Here is a 16,929-nt window from a genome sequence, read left to right as displayed (position 1 = left end):
TGTTTTTCATCGAAAATTTTGATAATGGGCCAACACATCAAAATACTTATAAAATACTGTAGCAATTACCCTTGGACATATAGATTAGTTTCTTTTTCACTAAGTATACTTTTCGCATTATGCCTATTTCTTTATTTTATATTTTTAACACCCAATGATCTTATACGAGCCGGGAAAGATTTCCGGCCTCCCGAATTACAAATGTACAGTCAATTCCGGGATATCGCCGTATCATTGCTGCTTTTCTTATTCTTGTTTATATCCCTCAAAATTACTTTATTAGGACCGTTTTACCTTAAGAATAAAAAAATATTCGATAAGGTAATACTCCAGTACAAATTGTGGACGAGCAGTATTATAAGAAATTACAGCTTCTTGAAGTATTCATTTATTGCAATAATAATTATTTGGACCTTAACGAGTAGCGCTTTTACAATTTGGCTTTTATTTAAAACCTACCCACCAACTCTGGGCCAACTAATTTTTGAAATTTATGGGATGTCAACGGCAGAACACTTTACTACACACATCAACCTTCTTTTTTATAGCATTTTGTTTATTGGCTTTGTCTCAATTTTCAGCCCTTTATTTTTAATCACTTATTACCGTTTCAAAACAAAGGGAGAATGCTGAAGTTTACCTTCCTGATAAAGCTTCATAATTATATCAGCAGTTTTTAAATTCTTATTCTTTTTATTCATTGCAGCATCTCGACCAACTCGATTGTTATAAAGATCTTGCAACTCACTTTCTCTATTATCGTCATCCAGCCCTATATAACCTAAAGGGAAAGAAGTTCTTTCATGTCCATCAGTTATTTCTTTTGCCACATCAACTCCATATTTCTTGACTAAAAGATAACTTCCCAACGCATGCCGTACAGCATCTTGTGCATCATCAAATCCTTTATAGGGTTTTCCTTCTTTATCTCTTGGCAACAACTGACGAGCAGCTTCTTCAGCTTCATTGATAATGTCCCTTGGATCACCATAGCGAATATATTACCTATATCTCCAGCCCCATCTTCTGGGTTATAATTTAGGAACCTGTAATATTGTTCTGCATTAACAGGCTCTGTTGTTGGGAGAGGAAGCGTTCCATATCTTCCGTTGTACAGCTCGTTTCCTCTTATGGGTCTTTCTTTGCTATCTTTATTTACCCCAGTAATATCTTTATTAAACTTATTTTCAAGAAACCCCATAATGTTACCCCTCTGACTGTACTTCTGTGATCAGTGATCGAATTGTTGCCGGTAGTGGTTGCCTTGCTCTGATAAAAATTTGTGCCTTGTCGCTAAAGCCGTTTTCCGGATCAATTTCCAAGTACCCGGTATAGAGGTCTGGAGATTGACCAAAGGGTGTCGATCCATCTCGGAAGATATGTGTTTGAGTGTCTTCCAGACTATCTCCGGCTTCGATTGTTCCTGTGTTCATGACATCAACGCCCATGGAAACAACACGCTTTTTCTTGCCTCTGCCTGTCCCATTTTGCAAAGCAACAATCGGGGACAAGGGCTGTACGACCGACTGGTAAGGCAACCCGGTCGTAATCTTTAAACCTGTACGGTTATTTTTAAGCGATACCTTGCCATCATTTGCCACCGTTGATCTCGGAGATACCTTGCCATCGTGCAGAATATCCACCTCTTCACCGACCAGATGATCAAAGCCGTTAATCGTGTTTGCCGCTTCCCCCTCATAGGTTCCGCCGCAATCTACAAAAAAGGCATCTTTTTTATCCAGGCCATCGTCAAACCCGGCTTCCATAAACTCGATATGGCGCACGATTTCTCCGTTGACTTTACGTTTAACCGACAACCATAGAACTTCCCGCTTTGCCTCATAGGTCACCGCCACGGTTTCAACTTCGCCCCAATCATGGTCATCGGTTGTTCCACCCAGTTTATGACGGTGAAACGCAACAACTTCCTGTGATTTTTCATAGGTCACTCCGACCAGTTGACCATCGTCCCGTACCATCCAGATAATGGAATCAGGGTCGTTGACCATGTCCATATCCTTGATCCCGGTTCCAGTTATATGCTGGGATAAAAAGGTTTGGTCAGGCGCAATAAAGCTGTCACGCTCAAACGAGAACACAAACTCATGTAATCGTTTTCTGTTCCGGCTCAAAAACAGTGCGACCTCTCCCTTCTGGATTGGTGGAATAGCTGCTGACCCTTCCGTTGTATGACGGCGATTGATAACCGACGTCACGGTCAAGGCTTCATTGGCAGAAGATCCACTCAGGGTTCTGGTTGCTCCGGATGTCCCCATCATCAAAGCACGCCCTTCGACCATCCATTGAATATGGTTGACCTGTCCAGCCTTGATTGTAGCCTTGAACGCATCATCGGCATTGGTACCTAAAGCAAAATTTTTCTCGTTGGATGTTTTCGACGTCCAGATCGTTTGCGGCTGATCCGGTGGTGAAGCAAAGATGGATCGTTGCTGATAGAAAGAACAACGCCTGGGGTAATTCCCCGCCTTCCATTCTGCTGGCTTTGACGTAAAGACAATATCCGCCAATGCCCAATCAGCATGATCGTTGCGTTTCAATTCTTTGGGTGGATGATCCTTGTGCACGATCCACAGGCTGTTTTCGGTCTGGGTAAAAACCAGATCGAACAACTCTTCTTCCTTGTACGGCGTGGTAATTTCATAAGGGGCATCATCTTTTTCGATTTGCCCGAAATCACGGTAAAACCGCATGTAAAGATCGCCAATTTCCAGAATGTAGGCGTCTTCTGTCGAATATTCGAACGAAATAAGACGGCATTGTTTATCCGCGTGTTTCGCCTTTGCGACAAAGCGTGTTCCCGGACGACGCGTCATACCGCCATGGGGCAGGACAATCCAGTTTTCACACAGGGCCAAGCCTGTCTGGTAAAGCTGGGTATCTTCCCGTCCGTGCAATCGGGGCGTAATCTCACCGCGAACAAAGCTGGCCTGAAGGGTTCTTGGTGGCATCAGTTTCGCGCCTCCACCCAAGACGACGGAACAATATTACTCACACCGTCTTCCATCATGTCGCTTGCTTTGGCCAGTGCCAGATCATTCCTGTAAAGACCAAGTGCCATATTCAGTTTGGTTTGAGATCCAGTTAGAACCTCTGCCAATCTCACGGCCAGTTGAGCCGCCACAACACGACGCAAGTCCGGTGGCATATCCGAAGGTTCTACTTCGCTACTGATATAACGATAATAAAGCGGCGCATCCTGATGACACAGGATATACCGTCCCTCCAATTGATAGGTCACAGGTAAGCCATTGGCTTCACCTGTCGTTGTTATTGGCAAAACCTGAATATCATCAACCGGGCGGCGGTATCGTTTCCATTCGCCAAAGGCAGACGCTTCCGCAGATACAGCCAACTTGACCCGACGGATCGCGCATGACCAGGGATAGGCACGCAAGACGGTCTCTACCGCTCTGGGATAGGCAATCTTGCACTGACGTGCTTCTTTGCTGCTGTCTTCCAGGCTAACAATGGATTTATCACCCAGGATTTGCAAAGCATCCCGACAGATTTCAACCTTGCTGCTCATCTGTTTTCCTGACCTCTAGTTGTGGAATAATACAAAAGCGGAAGACCCGTTTCCCGATCTCCCGCTTTCTCAAACATCAAAGAAACTCAATCTTTGATAACCTTAAACTCTTTCCATCCAACTGGATGAAAAGTGTTCGGCCTCTCTCAAGTCAAAGGTATCCCCTTCTTCTCTGAGCTGAGCGCCGTAATAGCCCAAAGCAATAGCGCGTACGTTCAGCGATTCAGCTTTCGGTACAGTACTGTTAGCATCGGAAATTCCTCCACCAGAAACATTCTCAGCAGACACAGCTTTGGATGAACCACGCGGCCCCTTTGCTAAAGCTCCTTTTGCTGATTTGGCCCGCAGTGCCATTAACTCTGAACTCCGGCCACAATTCCCGCAGAAATTTTGCCATTGGTCGGATTTGAACCCGACACCGTATAGCGTAGACGCATATAACGTTCATCCAGACCTTTGGGCAAAATGTGGAACGATGTCTGTTTCCCAGCCACAAGATCAGCCCGGACAATAGATTGGGAAAGAACTTCTCGCGGCGAAGAAAAGCTCGTTGTGTTATCCACTTCAATCGCAATTTTCAATGAGGTCAGATTATTGAAATCTTCTGTCACCTGAACATTCAATGGTACCGCAGTGCCATCACCGGGATTACTTGGCAGCGCTACAGATGCACCAACAACTGTTCCAGTTGTACCAAGATCAAGGATATTGGTCGACGCAGCAGTACTGGTAATTGCCTGCTGATCAGAGAAGGTGAGTTGCTTACTATGAATCATATTAAAATCTCTCTCTAAATTCGGCCTTTAAATTTGGTCCCTAAATTTGATAAGGGTTAAGCAGACAGAACGCGTGCTTCGGTATTGAGCAACGCATCGGTTTCACGAATTGGAATACCGCGATAGGTCAGCACTTCCTGACCTTCCAGTTCACTGTCTTTTAGGCGAACAAAGTTGTCCCCGGCCCCGGCATTGGTGGCCAGTGCGTCCAGAGCTTCAAGTACATCACGGTTACAGTAAATAACCTGACGACCACCTGCGGCATCGCCACGTCGGATACGGCTTTGCAGTTTGTAATAGGCTTTACGCATGAAATCATAAAGCTTCACATTACCGGCCTGCATCTGGGATACATCAATGTTGGCAACACGGGATACATAACGCCAATCCTTCACCGCCAGACCAAGATGCCATGTGAACTTTTCTTCCTTCACGTAATATGGATTATTGTTTTCATCCAAAACGCGTTGGCGGCCCATATCATCACGTTGCAAGCCAGCTTTAGTGCCTTGCGGATAAAGCAGATGACAGTGACGATCGCCCCAGGTTACGAACCAAATAGATGTATTATCCGACCCCGTACCACCAGCGTCGATCACCTGTTCACCGGCACCACCGCCACCAATCGTATTGAACCGGGAAGAAAGCCCTTTGAACTTTTCAGGGGTTGATGCCGTGTCATGATAAAACAGACCCGAAGCAGCTTCCTGATTCATTGATTCCATGAACGCCATGGCCTCGTTAAGGCGCACACCTGCTTCATTTTTTGACAAACTCAGGACACGCTCATCAATCGTTGCCAGTGCTTCCAGATAACCTGTTGTATCCGTTACCTGCTGTTGCTTGGCTTTAGATTGCGTAATGCCCTGATACAATGCCCCCCAGGAAACAGATGGCAAGCCAGTACGAATAGTGTGTAGGTGTTCAGATCCCTTGTTACATTCCATCGCAATCGCATCATCCAGAATAGGATTTTGCTGTTTCAGAAGCTCAATAATAGTTGCCGTGGAACCATTCGGGTCAGTTTGTTTATAAATATCGATAAGATCGACAAAGGTATTTCCAAGTGTAGCCATAATCAGCCTTCCTTAGTAGATGATGGGTAGAGAATTTCCGCAGCAGATTTGTTGCGTCTGGTTGCACCGGCACCGCCGGGGCTGCTGTCCTCTACCAGGGAGAGGCCAGCTTTATGAAAGGCGCGAATGACAACGGGGTCATTTAAGACCCCGGCTTCAGACAACACCCCCTCAAGTTCAGAACCACCCAATGCCTTCAAGGCACGATTAGCGGTTCTGACATTCACATCCATTTTGGATCCCCACTCATCGCTTAGCGTTTGTGTGGTTTCCTCAATTTGTTGGCTTAAATACTGTTCTTGTTCACGCTCCATGTTTTCCATGGATTGTGTCTTGGCCTGCAAATCCATATCGGCTAGCGCCTGTGCCTGTTCCGGTGAAAGACCCAACGCATGCGAGAGTTCACTAATAGCACCCGTGTAAGCTTTCCAATCTTCATCACTATGCTGAGAACTCAGTTCTTCTGGAACCTGTAACTCATAACCATCCGGCGTTTCTGGCACACCCAACGCCGCATAAAAAGCATCGACCTCTTCTTCACTGGCGCCCTCTGACGGCAGTTTGATATAACCGTCCTGCCCAGTCGCTTGATCGTCTGCCTGATCATTTGCCACTTCCTGACCATTTGAAAGATCATCACCTTCGTGCAGCCTCTCGTTTACGAAAGGTTCAGATTGCTCGATTGGCGCTGTGTGCCTCCCCCGATCATCACCTGTATTTTTTACATAAAAAGACCCGCTATCTTGCGATGCGGGTTGGTTTGGAGAAGGCTGCGAATAACCGGAGCTTTCAATCCCCGAAAACTCGTGACCGCTTGAACCGGGATCATCACTCATACTGTGTATCTTCCTCTTGTTGTAAATACGCCGCCTTTGCCAACTCTGCTCTCAAGTCAGAGCTGACAGAAGCTTTCCGTAAAATATCAAAAGCGACAGCGCGTTTTCCGTCATTGAATACTGACGGTCCATCCGGGGGCGTTGTTTCAAAAGCCTGCGCCTGATCAAGGATATCTGCCAAAACCATCTGACCATCAGATGATGCAAAAAGCCGGCTATAGGCCTCGACAAGTTCATGTTGTTTTTTAAGCGAAAAGGGCCAGACTTTGAGCATGATCAAGCCTCACCTTCAGCTATCAGGTTCGGGTCAGTATTACCTCCCGGATCAATTCCGGCAGCCCCAAGTGCTTCCATAATAGGCAAGGCTTTCCCCGCCGTATCAACATCCTGAGCTTGCTGCGCTGCCATTAGCTGCTGTTGCTCGGCCTCAATTTTGGCCTGTCGGCTTGCCTGTACCTCCTCCACAGGACGCATCAGATCCGCAGGCATACCATTAATATCGGCACGCGCTCTAATAATACGGTCGTGATCAAAATTATCCATGATTGTTGGGTCAAACTGTGCCTGTTGTGCCGCTGTTTCCAGCGTCCGTTGAATACCCACATCTTCTGCCGCACGACGTAACTTTGCCATCGGACTGGTAAATTTCAGGGTCAGGCTTTTATCTGTTAACACATCTGGTCGTGGCGGAAGATCTATAATCCCGTCTTCCGACTGACGTTCAAGGATCGCATTTTCACGCATCACCATAGACGCCAACATTTCTTCCTGCTTGGCAAATGGTGGGCCGATCAATTCGTTCTTTTCCTGCGCCCGCAAAGCAGCTTCATAAGCTGTCATATCAGGCTTGTTCACCAATATCTGCCAAAGATCACCATAGAAATTGGCACTGATATCCTGCTGCTTTTTAGCAATCAGTTGTTCGCCGATATCTGGCCGTGCCCCAGTCACAATAGGCTGAATTTTCAAACGCCCGTCATCTGTTACAAGGTCCGGATTAATCGCATTGGCACTAAGGTTAAGACGACGTTTGAGCTTTTGCACAGTTGCGAAGGCCGGTGACACCGCCTGTTCTGCTGCCGCAATCGTTGTTTTGTTCATGACATTAAGCTGCTTAATATCCGGCAACGCCATCATACCCGGCCCCCAACCATAGGCTTCACCGTCACTTTCAACAAACGATGACGCATGAATTGGGAATTCATAATAACCGGATTGCCGCAACACATGATGATGCCCTTTAAGGACATGAACAGACGGCCAGGGAAGAGCCGTTTGCGTATCTCCATTCAAGGTCGTGTCTATGGCATGGATAATTTCAAATTTTTCTTCCAGTAAATCTGGTTTGTCTAATCTTATCGTCAAAAACTCTGGCAGAGATTCCAGACCGAATTCATCTATAATCTGTCGTAAGGTAAGCTTATAAACCCGGTAAAAGGTATCCACTTGCCCCCATGCCGTTGTCGCCAGAAAGCATTCAATAATCGGAATCATGCGATAACGGATTGGTGGCAAATCTTCGCCACCCGGCCCTCTGGATAGGACCTCTTCTGTCATCAACACTTGGTTGCCGTAACAACCCAATGATCGAAACATGCGCTGCGTATTTGAAACAAAGCCGGATTTAGCCATATAGCGAACTGAAAAAAGCTTTTTTGTACGCTGTTCTGCCCAAGCCTGAATTTCATCGCTTTCCCGCAAATCATCATCAACAGGCTCCAACCCATGCCAGATTGATCCTCGTGGTATAAGCAAGCTTTCGATTGCTGCAGAAAAACGTGCCAAATCCTGCAAAGGCCGAGAGCTGAACATCTTTGACATGTCACCCCGTTTGCCCTCAAGAATAGATCCAAAAGGGTCAAGACGTTCAGCCGTTTCCATCCAGATCTTGTCAAACTTGGATCGTTCGTTTGCCAACGCGGCCTGACGATTAATTACCTTCTCAGCAAGCTCCATAAGATCTCCAGTTCACTATATTGGGTCCTGACATAACAAAACCCCTCGTACCAAATACGAGGGGTTCAAGACTTCCCAGTTATGATTTTATCTCTATAAAGCGACCAATCCGCAAATAGACTATGTCTGCCAGAGGACCTATTTATCCAAGAACGAATATACCGTTATCTCTAAGTACAAACAAAGTATAACGAAGAATATTTGTTACCTGATTTTATTATATTCAGGGCGATATAGATTTAAAGTCGCCAAGCCATGAATACGCCGCACGGGCGATGGGTTTAAGCTGCTATAGGGTGACAATAAAGGTTTTGGATTATTCACACTGGGGTACAAAACCTCTTCGGGCGAACGCCATTTTCCATACAAGCCTTGCGGTCTTTCTATGTTAGCTCTCACTAAAGACTTAGAAGAAGACCCTTGCCCTTCTCTATTTGACACACGCACCAAACTTCCAGAATTTGGTCGTCTGTCTTCTCTGAAGCTCTCACCATATTTTGTAACGATACTCATTTATGATTACCTCTTACATTTACTTTATAAATCAGCCGCTTTCAAAAGCTCTACGCAGTTACAATTCCAGCTTCAAAAACGAACAGCCTTACTATTCACTTTCCCTTAACGAACACGATTATATTCAGGCTGTAATAAATTTAACGTCGCCAAGCCACGAACCCGACGAACAGGCGACGGAGTTAAACTGATATAGGGTGACAATAGAGGCTTAGGGTCATTAACACTGGGATATAAAACCTGCTCAGGCGAACGCCATCCACTATAGCCTCCAAGAGCCTGAAAACTTCCGAGTGAAACGCCAGAAGATCTTGAGGAGCTATTATTTTCCCTGTTAGACGAAAGACTGTTCCGTAAAAATCCAGCATCTCTGTCTTTCGTGGGTTCATAATTACTAGATGAAAAACTAGCTAATCCCATTTATCTAACCCTCCCAAAATTTGCACGTCTGGCTTTTAGTGTTGATAGTTTTGGCGCCCTGCGTACTCTGGATTTTACAGGTATTACAGATGAATTTGAATCGTCTTCTATATAGGGATAGAGAATGTGTTCGGGTCGCCTGTTAAACACGTCAGTGAAATCACTTCTTCCGCCATCGCGCTGCAAGGAAGAATTTTGTTTCCCCCTATATCCTCGTTGAATCGCATCAGATCTATGGGAAGTGCTCTTCAAAGATTCTTTTGCTTTTTTAAAATCCGGTGACGTTACATCAGGTCCGACATTAAAACCTGACCATCCATCTTTTCGTGTTCCAAGGATATCATCTATACCCCATCCAAATTCATCAGCGACACCGTTTAACATGCTACCGAAACCTAGACCCTGAGCCACTCTTGATAGCGGACTAACCATGCTACCAAATTTAGCAACACTAGACAGAGCACTCCCAACGGGTCTTTTCCCCGTACTTCCGCGTAAAAGTTCATAACCAATTCCAAGTGCTGGATTAGCCATTGTTAACCCCAAACCGATCGCAGCACCGGGAATACCAGAAAAAGGGTTGAATCCCCAACTAGCCTTAGTACTCAGATTTCGAGGAGAAAAACTCGGTTTCACTTCATTAAAGCCAAAAGCACTGCCGATAAAATTACCAATATTCTCACTAGTCGTATTGCCTTCATTCATATAATCAGAAAGTCTCTGTTGATAAGCCTTGTGTGAAACAGATCCCAAATAATCATGATATCCTCTTCTATCCATATTCTGAGCAGCACGACCTGAGGACGTTTGTCTCCCTCCCCACTTGCGTTCATGCTTTGGATGTGCACCAGAACCTTCTTCTTCTACAGGAATCCCCGCGCCAAAATTCGCAACTCCTGGGTACTGTGGATCCAAAGTAGATTTTCGACGAACTTTCCTCTGTCGAGCAAGAGCAGAAGCTCTTTGCCCTGCCATCGCATTTTGCCAATCTCTTACATTAGAACGATGTGCTTCAGGTGATTGTGACCGCTCTTTACCAGGCGCAGGATCATTCCATGGATCAGAGTGCCTCCACCCCCCTCCCCCTGGATTATCGCTCGGGCCATTTCCACCGACGACATCACGTTCTTGTTCATTAGTCCCACCGGGACGGTCTGAGCCATACCCCATTTAAATCTCCATAGGTCATTAATTTATAAATTGCCAACTCCTTTCCCTACACAAAAAAAGCCCCACATCAGTGGAGCTTTCTCAATACAAGGCGTATTTTCCCATAGGGATATTACCTGTTAAATAAGCGAAACAAAAAGTATCATAGAAATAAACACTCGGAACTATGCCGTTTATTCCAAAGATGGTTTTTTATGACCTCAATACCAGCACAGGTAAAAATCATTTGAACCAAAAGTATTAACATTCTACCGTTACGAGAAATTGAACCTTACTTATCATTTTCTCATATGGTTAGATCTTAAAAATGCGCATAATTCTTTCGTTGGCTTTCCTTATGGTTTTGGTAGGATGTCAAACGACCTCCAATGCTAACCAGGACAAAGCCGCAACACAGACAAAATCTGACGATAACTATTCGCACCATCATCCTCTTCATATGGCAAAGAGCATAACCAACATCTTCGAACTGAAGCACGCGCTGACATCCGGTGAGTTTAAACACTACGATCAAAAAACACTTGATACTCTTGCGTTGGATAGAAAGTTGGTCGATATCCCCGGCAAAGCCGTCATCTATCGCTATAATTATCAGGACATCACAGACCCAGCAGAACGGCAAAAAGTCGCCAAGCTATTTGATGACTTAAAATCAAAACCCGGCGCCCCTCATTCACATATTGTATTTTTTGAAAAACTGAAAGATCGCATTCTCAACATGACACCCGAAGAGTCTTCCAAAACTGCCACTTGCATGGCCGATTACACCTGGAAAGACTTCCCTGATAATCAGAAAGAGACTTTTAACAAACTCGCATTGGGGATTGATACAACTTCGGAAGAAATACTTGATCTCGCATACACCCTGGTTGCAACAAAGCCTTCTGGAAAAATACCCAAATCAGTAAAATGTACTCTTGTACCTATGGGATTATATAGTGAACTGAAAACTCGTTTTAGATTGTATTAATCCCTACCAATTCACTGCACCTGACAGGATTAACTCATGCGCTTTCTTGCCTCGATATTTTTCATCTCTAGCTTGTTAATAACCAATGCATCTTATGCGCAATCAGTTGATGCTAAGGAACTTGAACGTCAAATGAGAAATGGCGAGTTCACAAAATACCCGCCAGAAATTTTAAACGAGCTAAAGCAAGTCACAGGATTGTTCGATCAACCTGGCAAGTCAATTGGCTATATGGCATGCATGAAGCAGGCAGATACCAACTTGACAAAAGATAGTATCGTTAATGAATTCAACCAATACATTGAGCATCCTCAGATCACCCAAAAACAAAAAAGCTTCATGAGGAAGGCGGTAAATAGGCTTATTAATCTAAAACCAGTAGAACAATCCAAAATGTGTGCCTGTAACACCAAAGACACTTGGGATAACCTCATGACATCAGGGCATCACATAGCCTTCAACAAAATGGCCCAAGGTATTCCTTTGCAAGCAGAAGACCAAAAAGCTCTTCAAACCAAAAGTTCACGCTTTCGCCCTATATCCGAACATGATCCCCTAAAATGCATGTTTGAACCTCTTGGGTTGTATAACGAATATCGGGACATCCTTTAAATCAGCTAGAGGTACAGATGGCAACAAAGTCAAAAAGCAAAAATTAATTAGAAATAACATTCCTTAAAGTCACAACTTTTTCACAGCAAAATATTGACGGCGAGTAAAAATCCATTCAAAATAAACACAACCATAAGGACACATATTCACGGTATATTCCTATGAAAAATAGTTTATTGGGCGCACTTATCGGTACAACTATTGCTCTGTTATTAAGCTGGTTTAGTATCAGTTTTATTGGCGGCACTTATGGAATAACGACGATAATTTTACTACTCGTCTGCTCTAGCATAGGCTATGCGTTGGGAAATATGCGCAGCTGATTATCACTAAAGATAACGCAGAAAGCGCTCACTTTGGCCACCCCTTTTTCTTAGTTTTGTTCATGGATAATCTGGTTGCCGTTTTTAAGCTAAACCACAGTTTGTCATGAATATTAACTTAAGCACTAAACACCAAACACCAAAACGCCGCGCCCCTCAAAAGGTTTGCGGCGCTCGGTACAATCAATCAGTCACAATAAACCTAATGAAATTAGGAAATTTTACAATCACTTTTTGAGAAATGATCACGCCATCGTATATTGACTTAATATACGCGCCTGATCACTATTCTCCAAAACACAACTAGATCCAATTAAATGAAGCGTCAATGCAGATTAATAACTCACGAATATCTGGAACAGTCGAATGATTTTCAAGCAAAGGCTGTTAGACCTGTTTTTACTTATACTCTTTCCGCATCTTTGTCTGTCCGTTTGGGTCAGTGAGCGTATCTCCCCAACAATCAGTACAATAATAACAATCCTATATGCAGGTGGAGTTTGCTACTTTCTCTTTATCAACCAACCAGATATTTACTATCAACTCACCCAATTCTGGCTTTTGATTATCACCGTATATGCTGCGTTACCTTGCCTGTTCTTTCTAGCGAGAAGCTTTGATCAATTTTAAAATATTTTCGCATTCCATATTCACAAAAATATCTAATCCCACCACAAACAGGTTTAACCTGTTACAATAAAAGAAAATAAATTAAGCAGTATAGGAGTTATAAACATGACAGAGATCATAGAAGGAGGATGTTTTTGTAAAGAAATCAGATATAAAATAACAGGCCCTGCTGTTTTACAATTATTGTGTTTTTGCCAGGACTGTTTAGCAATATCAGGGACAGATGGTTACGCCGGATACATGGTAAAGGAAACGGACTTTCAACTTACCTCTGGAACCCCGACAGTGCATACAAAAACATCAAAGGAAAATCGCAAAGTACACCGCCATTTCTGCGGTACTTGCGGATCAAATTTATGGGGACAAACAGAATTTGGTTTGATCTCTGTCGCCGCTGGCTCCCTTGATGCCCCTAACCTGTTCAAACCAACAAAAAAAGTATTTACCTCTCAAGCACCGATTTGGGCACGTATACCGGATCACCTTGAAAAGATGTAGGCGTTAAAATGTGTATTTATGTCTCACAAACAATTTTATCCCTCAAACTTTAACGACTGCGATAATAAATCACGATGATGGAAACAAGGACCAGGATTCCGCCCAGCAGAGCACTAAACATAGGGTAGAGGCCATCCATTTCATCAAACCGAGCCCGGCCAGCATCCGTGTATATCCCCCACATCCCAAATACGACACCAACAAGACCTACAAGAAAAATAACGAACCCCATTCTGCCCTCCGACTATAAATTGCACAAAGATTTATACCCTTAGTCGTCAGCATAATGTAAAAGGTTCATATAAAGATAACCGTTTCGGCTAACTGCATATTTCTCCCACAAAAAAAGCCCCATGTGTGAAAACATGAGGCTGACGGAATGATCCGTGGGAAATAATATCTGCAATCGTTATGAAATGCAATGGGGGTGAGATTTTTATGTTTCGTATTTAAATAAAAACCTAGGATGATCTTGAACTGAGCTCAGATATTCAATATCTAAAGAAAAGCCGTACTTATAAATTTCTGTCACTCGAAATTTAATATCATCACTTAAAGATGTTACGTGAACAGAAGGTATTTCTTTGAATTGCTTTTCAAAGAAAACCAAAATCCGATTCTCCCCTACTTGTAGTCTAATTTCTTTATTTATAGAACTTGGTAGTTTTGGGATTTGGCACAAAAATTCATCGAATATCTTTGAAGTAATGTTCTTATAATGACTTGTACTATCAGATTTAATTTCCTGAATTCGTGAAAAAGCTTCAATTAATTCAGGTATATCCATGTGAGGAAGGTGTATGCTATTAGCATCAGGTGAAGAGTTTGATGTAATTTTAAGTACACCTGCACGTACTACATTTTGATTTTCGGTTTCGACTTCGACAACAATCCGCCCTTGTTCACTTAAAACTACGTCAAAAATAGGAAAATCAAAACTTACTCGAAATGCTTTAACATCTACATCTTTAGGTATTTCTGGCATTTCACTAACAGGGAGATCCAAGCTGATCTTATCAGTTTTGCCTGGTATGGAAATATTTACTCTTACTGGGAGTTCTGGAGCATCAACACTCGAACCATAGCTAAGCTGTACCCATAATGTATTCAACTTTATTGGAAGACTGCCAGCTATTAAATCATTTCCATAACCACCAATGTATGTCTTCTTCCCATTGACTTCCGTCCGACAATCATCAAAAAATTTACACGTAGCAAAACTAGTCATTTTTTACTCAATCAAAAGAAACAGTCGAATAGTTAGATTGGTTCGACTTGGCGAATCTTACGTCCCTATTATCTAATTCAACAGAATTAGATTTAGTATTCTGTTCATTAATATACTTCGTTCCAACCCTATTGCTCTGACTGGATCGATCAGTATATTTAATCTCCAAATCCTTTCCCGATAGCCAAGCTATATCCGAAAGCGACTTGAGAGTGACATTGCTTTCACCCTTAAATCTGCGCGAAAGAACAGACTTATTAACACCAAGCTTTTTTGCTAAGTCTGAAATAGTTACGCCCTGAGATTTGAAATCTTCAATAATATTTGCCCATTCAAAATGAACCTTATTCAGTGATTTGATATAAGCTCCATCTCTTGGGTCAATCTTATATTTATAAGAGTTCATGGATACCTACCTTTGAACGAACACTATCTGGTTGATGTAATTTTAGCCCCTCCCTCACCTTAATAACTTTCTTAAGATAAGGTTTAAGACTTTTGCCTTTTGCTTCCCTTTTTAAAACTCCAGAAACAGCAATGAAAACACCTGGAATAAGAAACCACCCAAATATCCTTACATCCGTTATTCTCATTTCATACACATCATCGCCTTGAGGGTTGAGATTTTGGAAATCACTGACAAACTTAGCATTTATGTTTCCTACAAATTCGTCAAAGAAAGCAATGACTTGATACTTAGGAGATATAATGCCTCGATCTTTTTTCAAAGTTGTAAGTTCTCTATGATACCAATCTTCAAATTCATTAATGAGAAATAGTTTACGGCAGGGACATGCATTCTCATCTGTTAAAACCTCCCACTCATAAAATCTATCTTTTAGTATCTTCAAATTGCATTGTGTTGCCATATATGTCAACAATTCGTAAATTATTCAAGAATATTTTTCACATACACCTATACAATCAACGTTAGAAAATATTTTCAATCAACACAATCATAATTGTCAGTGTTTTTACCAAAGAAACAATTCATAAGAAAAAAATTATCCCTTAACCCCTCCCAAACGTAGGCCTGCGCACATTCAGCACAGACAACTGCGGCGCTCTCCTGACCTTGGATTTGCCTTGGCTCACACCTACGCCTAGCTGCGGCTTGTCTTCTTCCTGCTGTGGGTAGAGTGTTTGCTGGGCGCGGTCGAAGAGTGGTTTTTCAGATAGAAATCCGCTCCCTGCTCTATTCCCCTGCCCAACACCAGCACCAGCTCGTTGGCGGTTGTCTCCATTGGCGTCTGCACGTTGATCTACTTTTTCGGCGGATGTTGTGTGTGAGATTGCGCCTCCGAACCTCGACACAGCTTTACCAGCAAGCCCCCCAAGAAAACCGCTTCCCGTCAACCCCTTCACGGCCTGCCCGGCTGCATAGCCAACCGGATTAATATCCTCCTCGTATGCAAGCTCTCCTGCATTATTGATTGTTAGTCCAGCTTTTGCGAAATTTTGCCCAAGCCGCCCACTAAAAAAATTACCAACTGAATTGCCAAAACTGCGTTCGGGGGCGATATTCTCAGCGGTAGCCTTTTTCTCTTCAATGCTTAAGCCTTGAAGTATATGGTCAGGGACTTTCCTTCCATAGTCTTGTCCGCGACCTGAATACTTACCTATACCATTTGCTCGATTATAACGATCTGCATATTCCCGACGGGCTTCAGGGGATTGTACACCATTAGGGTGACTAAAAGTTTCATCATCTTCCGGGGCTGGTGTGGGCTGAAAGCCTCTTCTTTTCTTAGCTTTTGTTTTAGCTTTACTAAACCCCGGTTTGTTCTTGGTTGAGAACCCGCCACCGCGCGCACTCCAGTCTCTTTTGTTGTTATTCCCACCACGAGGGCTATCTCTATCCGGGTTCGAGCTTCCTCCTCCCCGTCCGCTTGCTGCGTCTGCATTGCCCTTTCCACTTGGTCCTGCTGCCATTTCTAAACTCCTTATAGTTGACTCTTCCTGATTCCACTCTCATCATAAGAGCAGATAACGGGGGTTGTTATGTTTGTTCGAATTAGTGTTTTGTTGCTGTCCGCATCTCTAGCTTCCTGCCAAACAGACCCATTCGTAGATATGGGGGCGACATTTGCATTTGATCAAAGCCTAGATGCAATTGATGCATCAATTGATATCATGAGCGCTAAGGCGCCGATCCAAGTCTGCTCTAGAGACGGAAGACACTGCCAAGCAATCACCCAAGAGCAAGCTGATCGAGTAACCCTAGTCAAAGCATGTAATCTATCAGATGAGAGCGATTGCTGGCATTACGCCAAGCCAAAAGACCCAAACACATAACAAAAAAGGCCCTGCGTCTGCAGAGCCTTTGGGCGAACTAGCCCGCGAGAATGATAAGAGATATTGAGTTAGAACGCAA

The 16,929-nt window shown here is 43.5% G+C and carries 22 protein-coding genes; 4 read left to right on the top strand and 18 right to left on the bottom strand.

Annotated elements, in window-relative coordinates; translation table 11 throughout:
• Positions 1-602: 602 nt before the first annotated feature.
• From WH96_RS06350 to WH96_RS06300, 13 genes are all read right to left on the bottom strand, one after another.
• Entirely contained in the window at positions 603-869 is a 267-nt protein-coding gene (locus WH96_RS06350; protein WP_407060095.1) for a DUF6973 domain-containing protein, read from the bottom strand.
• Complete coding sequence (locus WH96_RS06345; protein WP_047763228.1) at positions 851-1,201, bottom strand: hypothetical protein; 351 nt, start codon at positions 1,199-1,201, stop codon at positions 851-853. Before WH96_RS06345 ends, WH96_RS06350 begins: the two co-directional genes overlap by 19 nt.
• Positions 1,202-1,205: 4 nt before the next feature.
• Positions 1,206-2,969 carry a hypothetical protein gene (locus WH96_RS06340; protein ID WP_047763227.1) on the bottom strand — a complete coding sequence of 588 codons (1,764 nt, stop codon included), beginning with the start codon at positions 2,967-2,969 and terminating at the stop codon, positions 1,206-1,208.
• A complete protein-coding gene (locus WH96_RS06335; RefSeq protein ID WP_047763226.1) occupies positions 2,969-3,547 on the bottom strand; it encodes a hypothetical protein in 579 nt (192 codons plus the stop codon). Before WH96_RS06335 ends, WH96_RS06340 begins: the two co-directional genes overlap by 1 nt.
• A 102-nt stretch (positions 3,548-3,649) precedes the next feature.
• Positions 3,650-3,901 (bottom strand): hypothetical protein, encoded by a 252-nt coding sequence (locus tag WH96_RS06330; protein WP_047763225.1) that lies wholly within the window; start codon positions 3,899-3,901, stop codon positions 3,650-3,652.
• Positions 3,901-4,323 (bottom strand): Bbp16 family capsid cement protein, encoded by a 423-nt coding sequence (locus WH96_RS06325; RefSeq protein ID WP_047763224.1) that lies wholly within the window; start codon positions 4,321-4,323, stop codon positions 3,901-3,903. The genes WH96_RS06330 and WH96_RS06325 overlap by 1 nt, the downstream gene beginning before the upstream one ends.
• Positions 4,324-4,379: 56 nt before the next feature.
• Positions 4,380-5,399: a major capsid protein gene (locus WH96_RS06320; RefSeq protein ID WP_047763223.1), complete on the bottom strand. Its 1,020-nt coding sequence runs from the start codon at positions 5,397-5,399 to the stop codon at positions 4,380-4,382.
• A 2-nt stretch (positions 5,400-5,401) separates the two neighbouring features.
• On the bottom strand, positions 5,402-6,235 hold the full coding sequence (locus WH96_RS06315; RefSeq protein ID WP_047763222.1) for a hypothetical protein: 834 nt from the start codon (positions 6,233-6,235) through the stop codon (positions 5,402-5,404).
• Positions 6,228-6,509 carry a Bbp19 family protein gene (locus WH96_RS06310; protein ID WP_047763221.1) on the bottom strand — a complete coding sequence of 94 codons (282 nt, stop codon included), beginning with the start codon at positions 6,507-6,509 and terminating at the stop codon, positions 6,228-6,230. The genes WH96_RS06315 and WH96_RS06310 overlap by 8 nt, the downstream gene beginning before the upstream one ends.
• Before the next feature lie 2 nt (positions 6,510-6,511).
• On the bottom strand, positions 6,512-8,191 hold the full coding sequence (locus WH96_RS06305; RefSeq protein ID WP_047763220.1) for a portal protein: 1,680 nt from the start codon (positions 8,189-8,191) through the stop codon (positions 6,512-6,514).
• A 204-nt stretch (positions 8,192-8,395) separates the two neighbouring features.
• Positions 8,396-8,704 carry a hypothetical protein gene (locus tag WH96_RS21930; RefSeq protein WP_156176719.1) on the bottom strand — a complete coding sequence of 103 codons (309 nt, stop codon included), beginning with the start codon at positions 8,702-8,704 and terminating at the stop codon, positions 8,396-8,398.
• 105 nt (positions 8,705-8,809) lie between these two features.
• The gene (locus WH96_RS21925) at positions 8,810-9,124 is read right to left on the bottom strand and encodes a hypothetical protein (protein ID WP_156176718.1); all 315 of its coding nucleotides are present in this window, start codon (positions 9,122-9,124) and stop codon (positions 8,810-8,812) included.
• Positions 9,125-10,294 (bottom strand): MATE family efflux transporter, encoded by a 1,170-nt coding sequence (locus WH96_RS06300; protein WP_047763219.1) that lies wholly within the window; start codon positions 10,292-10,294, stop codon positions 9,125-9,127.
• A gap of 307 nt (positions 10,295-10,601) precedes the next feature.
• On the opposite strand from WH96_RS06300, the gene WH96_RS06295 reads away from it, so the two are divergent.
• The 3 genes from WH96_RS06295 to WH96_RS06280 all read left to right on the top strand — a co-directional run bounded on the left by WH96_RS06295 (position 10,602) and on the right by WH96_RS06280 (position 13,327).
• Positions 10,602-11,264, top strand: a complete 663-nt coding sequence (locus WH96_RS06295; protein ID WP_156176717.1) for a hypothetical protein — start codon at positions 10,602-10,604, stop codon at positions 11,262-11,264.
• A 36-nt stretch (positions 11,265-11,300) separates the two neighbouring features.
• Positions 11,301-11,876 carry a hypothetical protein gene (locus tag WH96_RS06290; RefSeq protein ID WP_047763217.1) on the top strand — a complete coding sequence of 192 codons (576 nt, stop codon included), beginning with the start codon at positions 11,301-11,303 and terminating at the stop codon, positions 11,874-11,876.
• Positions 11,877-12,934: 1,058 nt separating this feature from the next.
• Positions 12,935-13,327: a GFA family protein gene (locus WH96_RS06280; RefSeq protein WP_047763215.1), complete on the top strand. Its 393-nt coding sequence runs from the start codon at positions 12,935-12,937 to the stop codon at positions 13,325-13,327.
• Positions 13,328-13,376: 49 nt separating this feature from the next.
• Here the strand turns inward: WH96_RS06280 and WH96_RS06275 are convergent, their stop codons facing one another.
• From WH96_RS06275 to WH96_RS06255, 5 genes are all read right to left on the bottom strand, one after another.
• Positions 13,377-13,559, bottom strand: coding sequence for a hypothetical protein (locus WH96_RS06275; RefSeq protein ID WP_047763214.1), 183 nt, complete (start codon positions 13,557-13,559; stop codon positions 13,377-13,379).
• Between the two features lie 204 nt (positions 13,560-13,763).
• On the bottom strand, positions 13,764-14,555 hold the full coding sequence (locus WH96_RS06270; protein WP_047763213.1) for a hypothetical protein: 792 nt from the start codon (positions 14,553-14,555) through the stop codon (positions 13,764-13,766).
• 7 nt (positions 14,556-14,562) lie between these two features.
• Positions 14,563-14,961, bottom strand: a complete 399-nt coding sequence (locus tag WH96_RS06265; protein WP_047763212.1) for a helix-turn-helix domain-containing protein — start codon at positions 14,959-14,961, stop codon at positions 14,563-14,565.
• Positions 14,948-15,406, bottom strand: coding sequence for a hypothetical protein (locus WH96_RS06260; RefSeq protein WP_156176716.1), 459 nt, complete (start codon positions 15,404-15,406; stop codon positions 14,948-14,950). Before WH96_RS06260 ends, WH96_RS06265 begins: the two co-directional genes overlap by 14 nt.
• 160 nt (positions 15,407-15,566) lie before the next feature.
• Positions 15,567-16,487 (bottom strand): hypothetical protein, encoded by a 921-nt coding sequence (locus tag WH96_RS06255; protein ID WP_047763210.1) that lies wholly within the window; start codon positions 16,485-16,487, stop codon positions 15,567-15,569.
• A gap of 69 nt (positions 16,488-16,556) precedes the next feature.
• Here WH96_RS06255 and WH96_RS06250 point away from each other — a divergent pair, with 69 nt between their 5' ends.
• A complete protein-coding gene (locus WH96_RS06250) occupies positions 16,557-16,850 on the top strand; it encodes a hypothetical protein (RefSeq protein WP_047763209.1) in 294 nt (97 codons plus the stop codon).
• Positions 16,851-16,929: the final 79 nt, after the last annotated feature.

This window comes from Kiloniella spongiae (genome assembly GCF_001026905.1).
GTDB lineage: Bacteria > Pseudomonadota > Alphaproteobacteria > Kiloniellales > Kiloniellaceae > Kiloniella > Kiloniella spongiae.
Note: the sequence above shows the minus strand (reverse complement) of the source record. Positions and strands in the feature narration are given on the sequence as shown.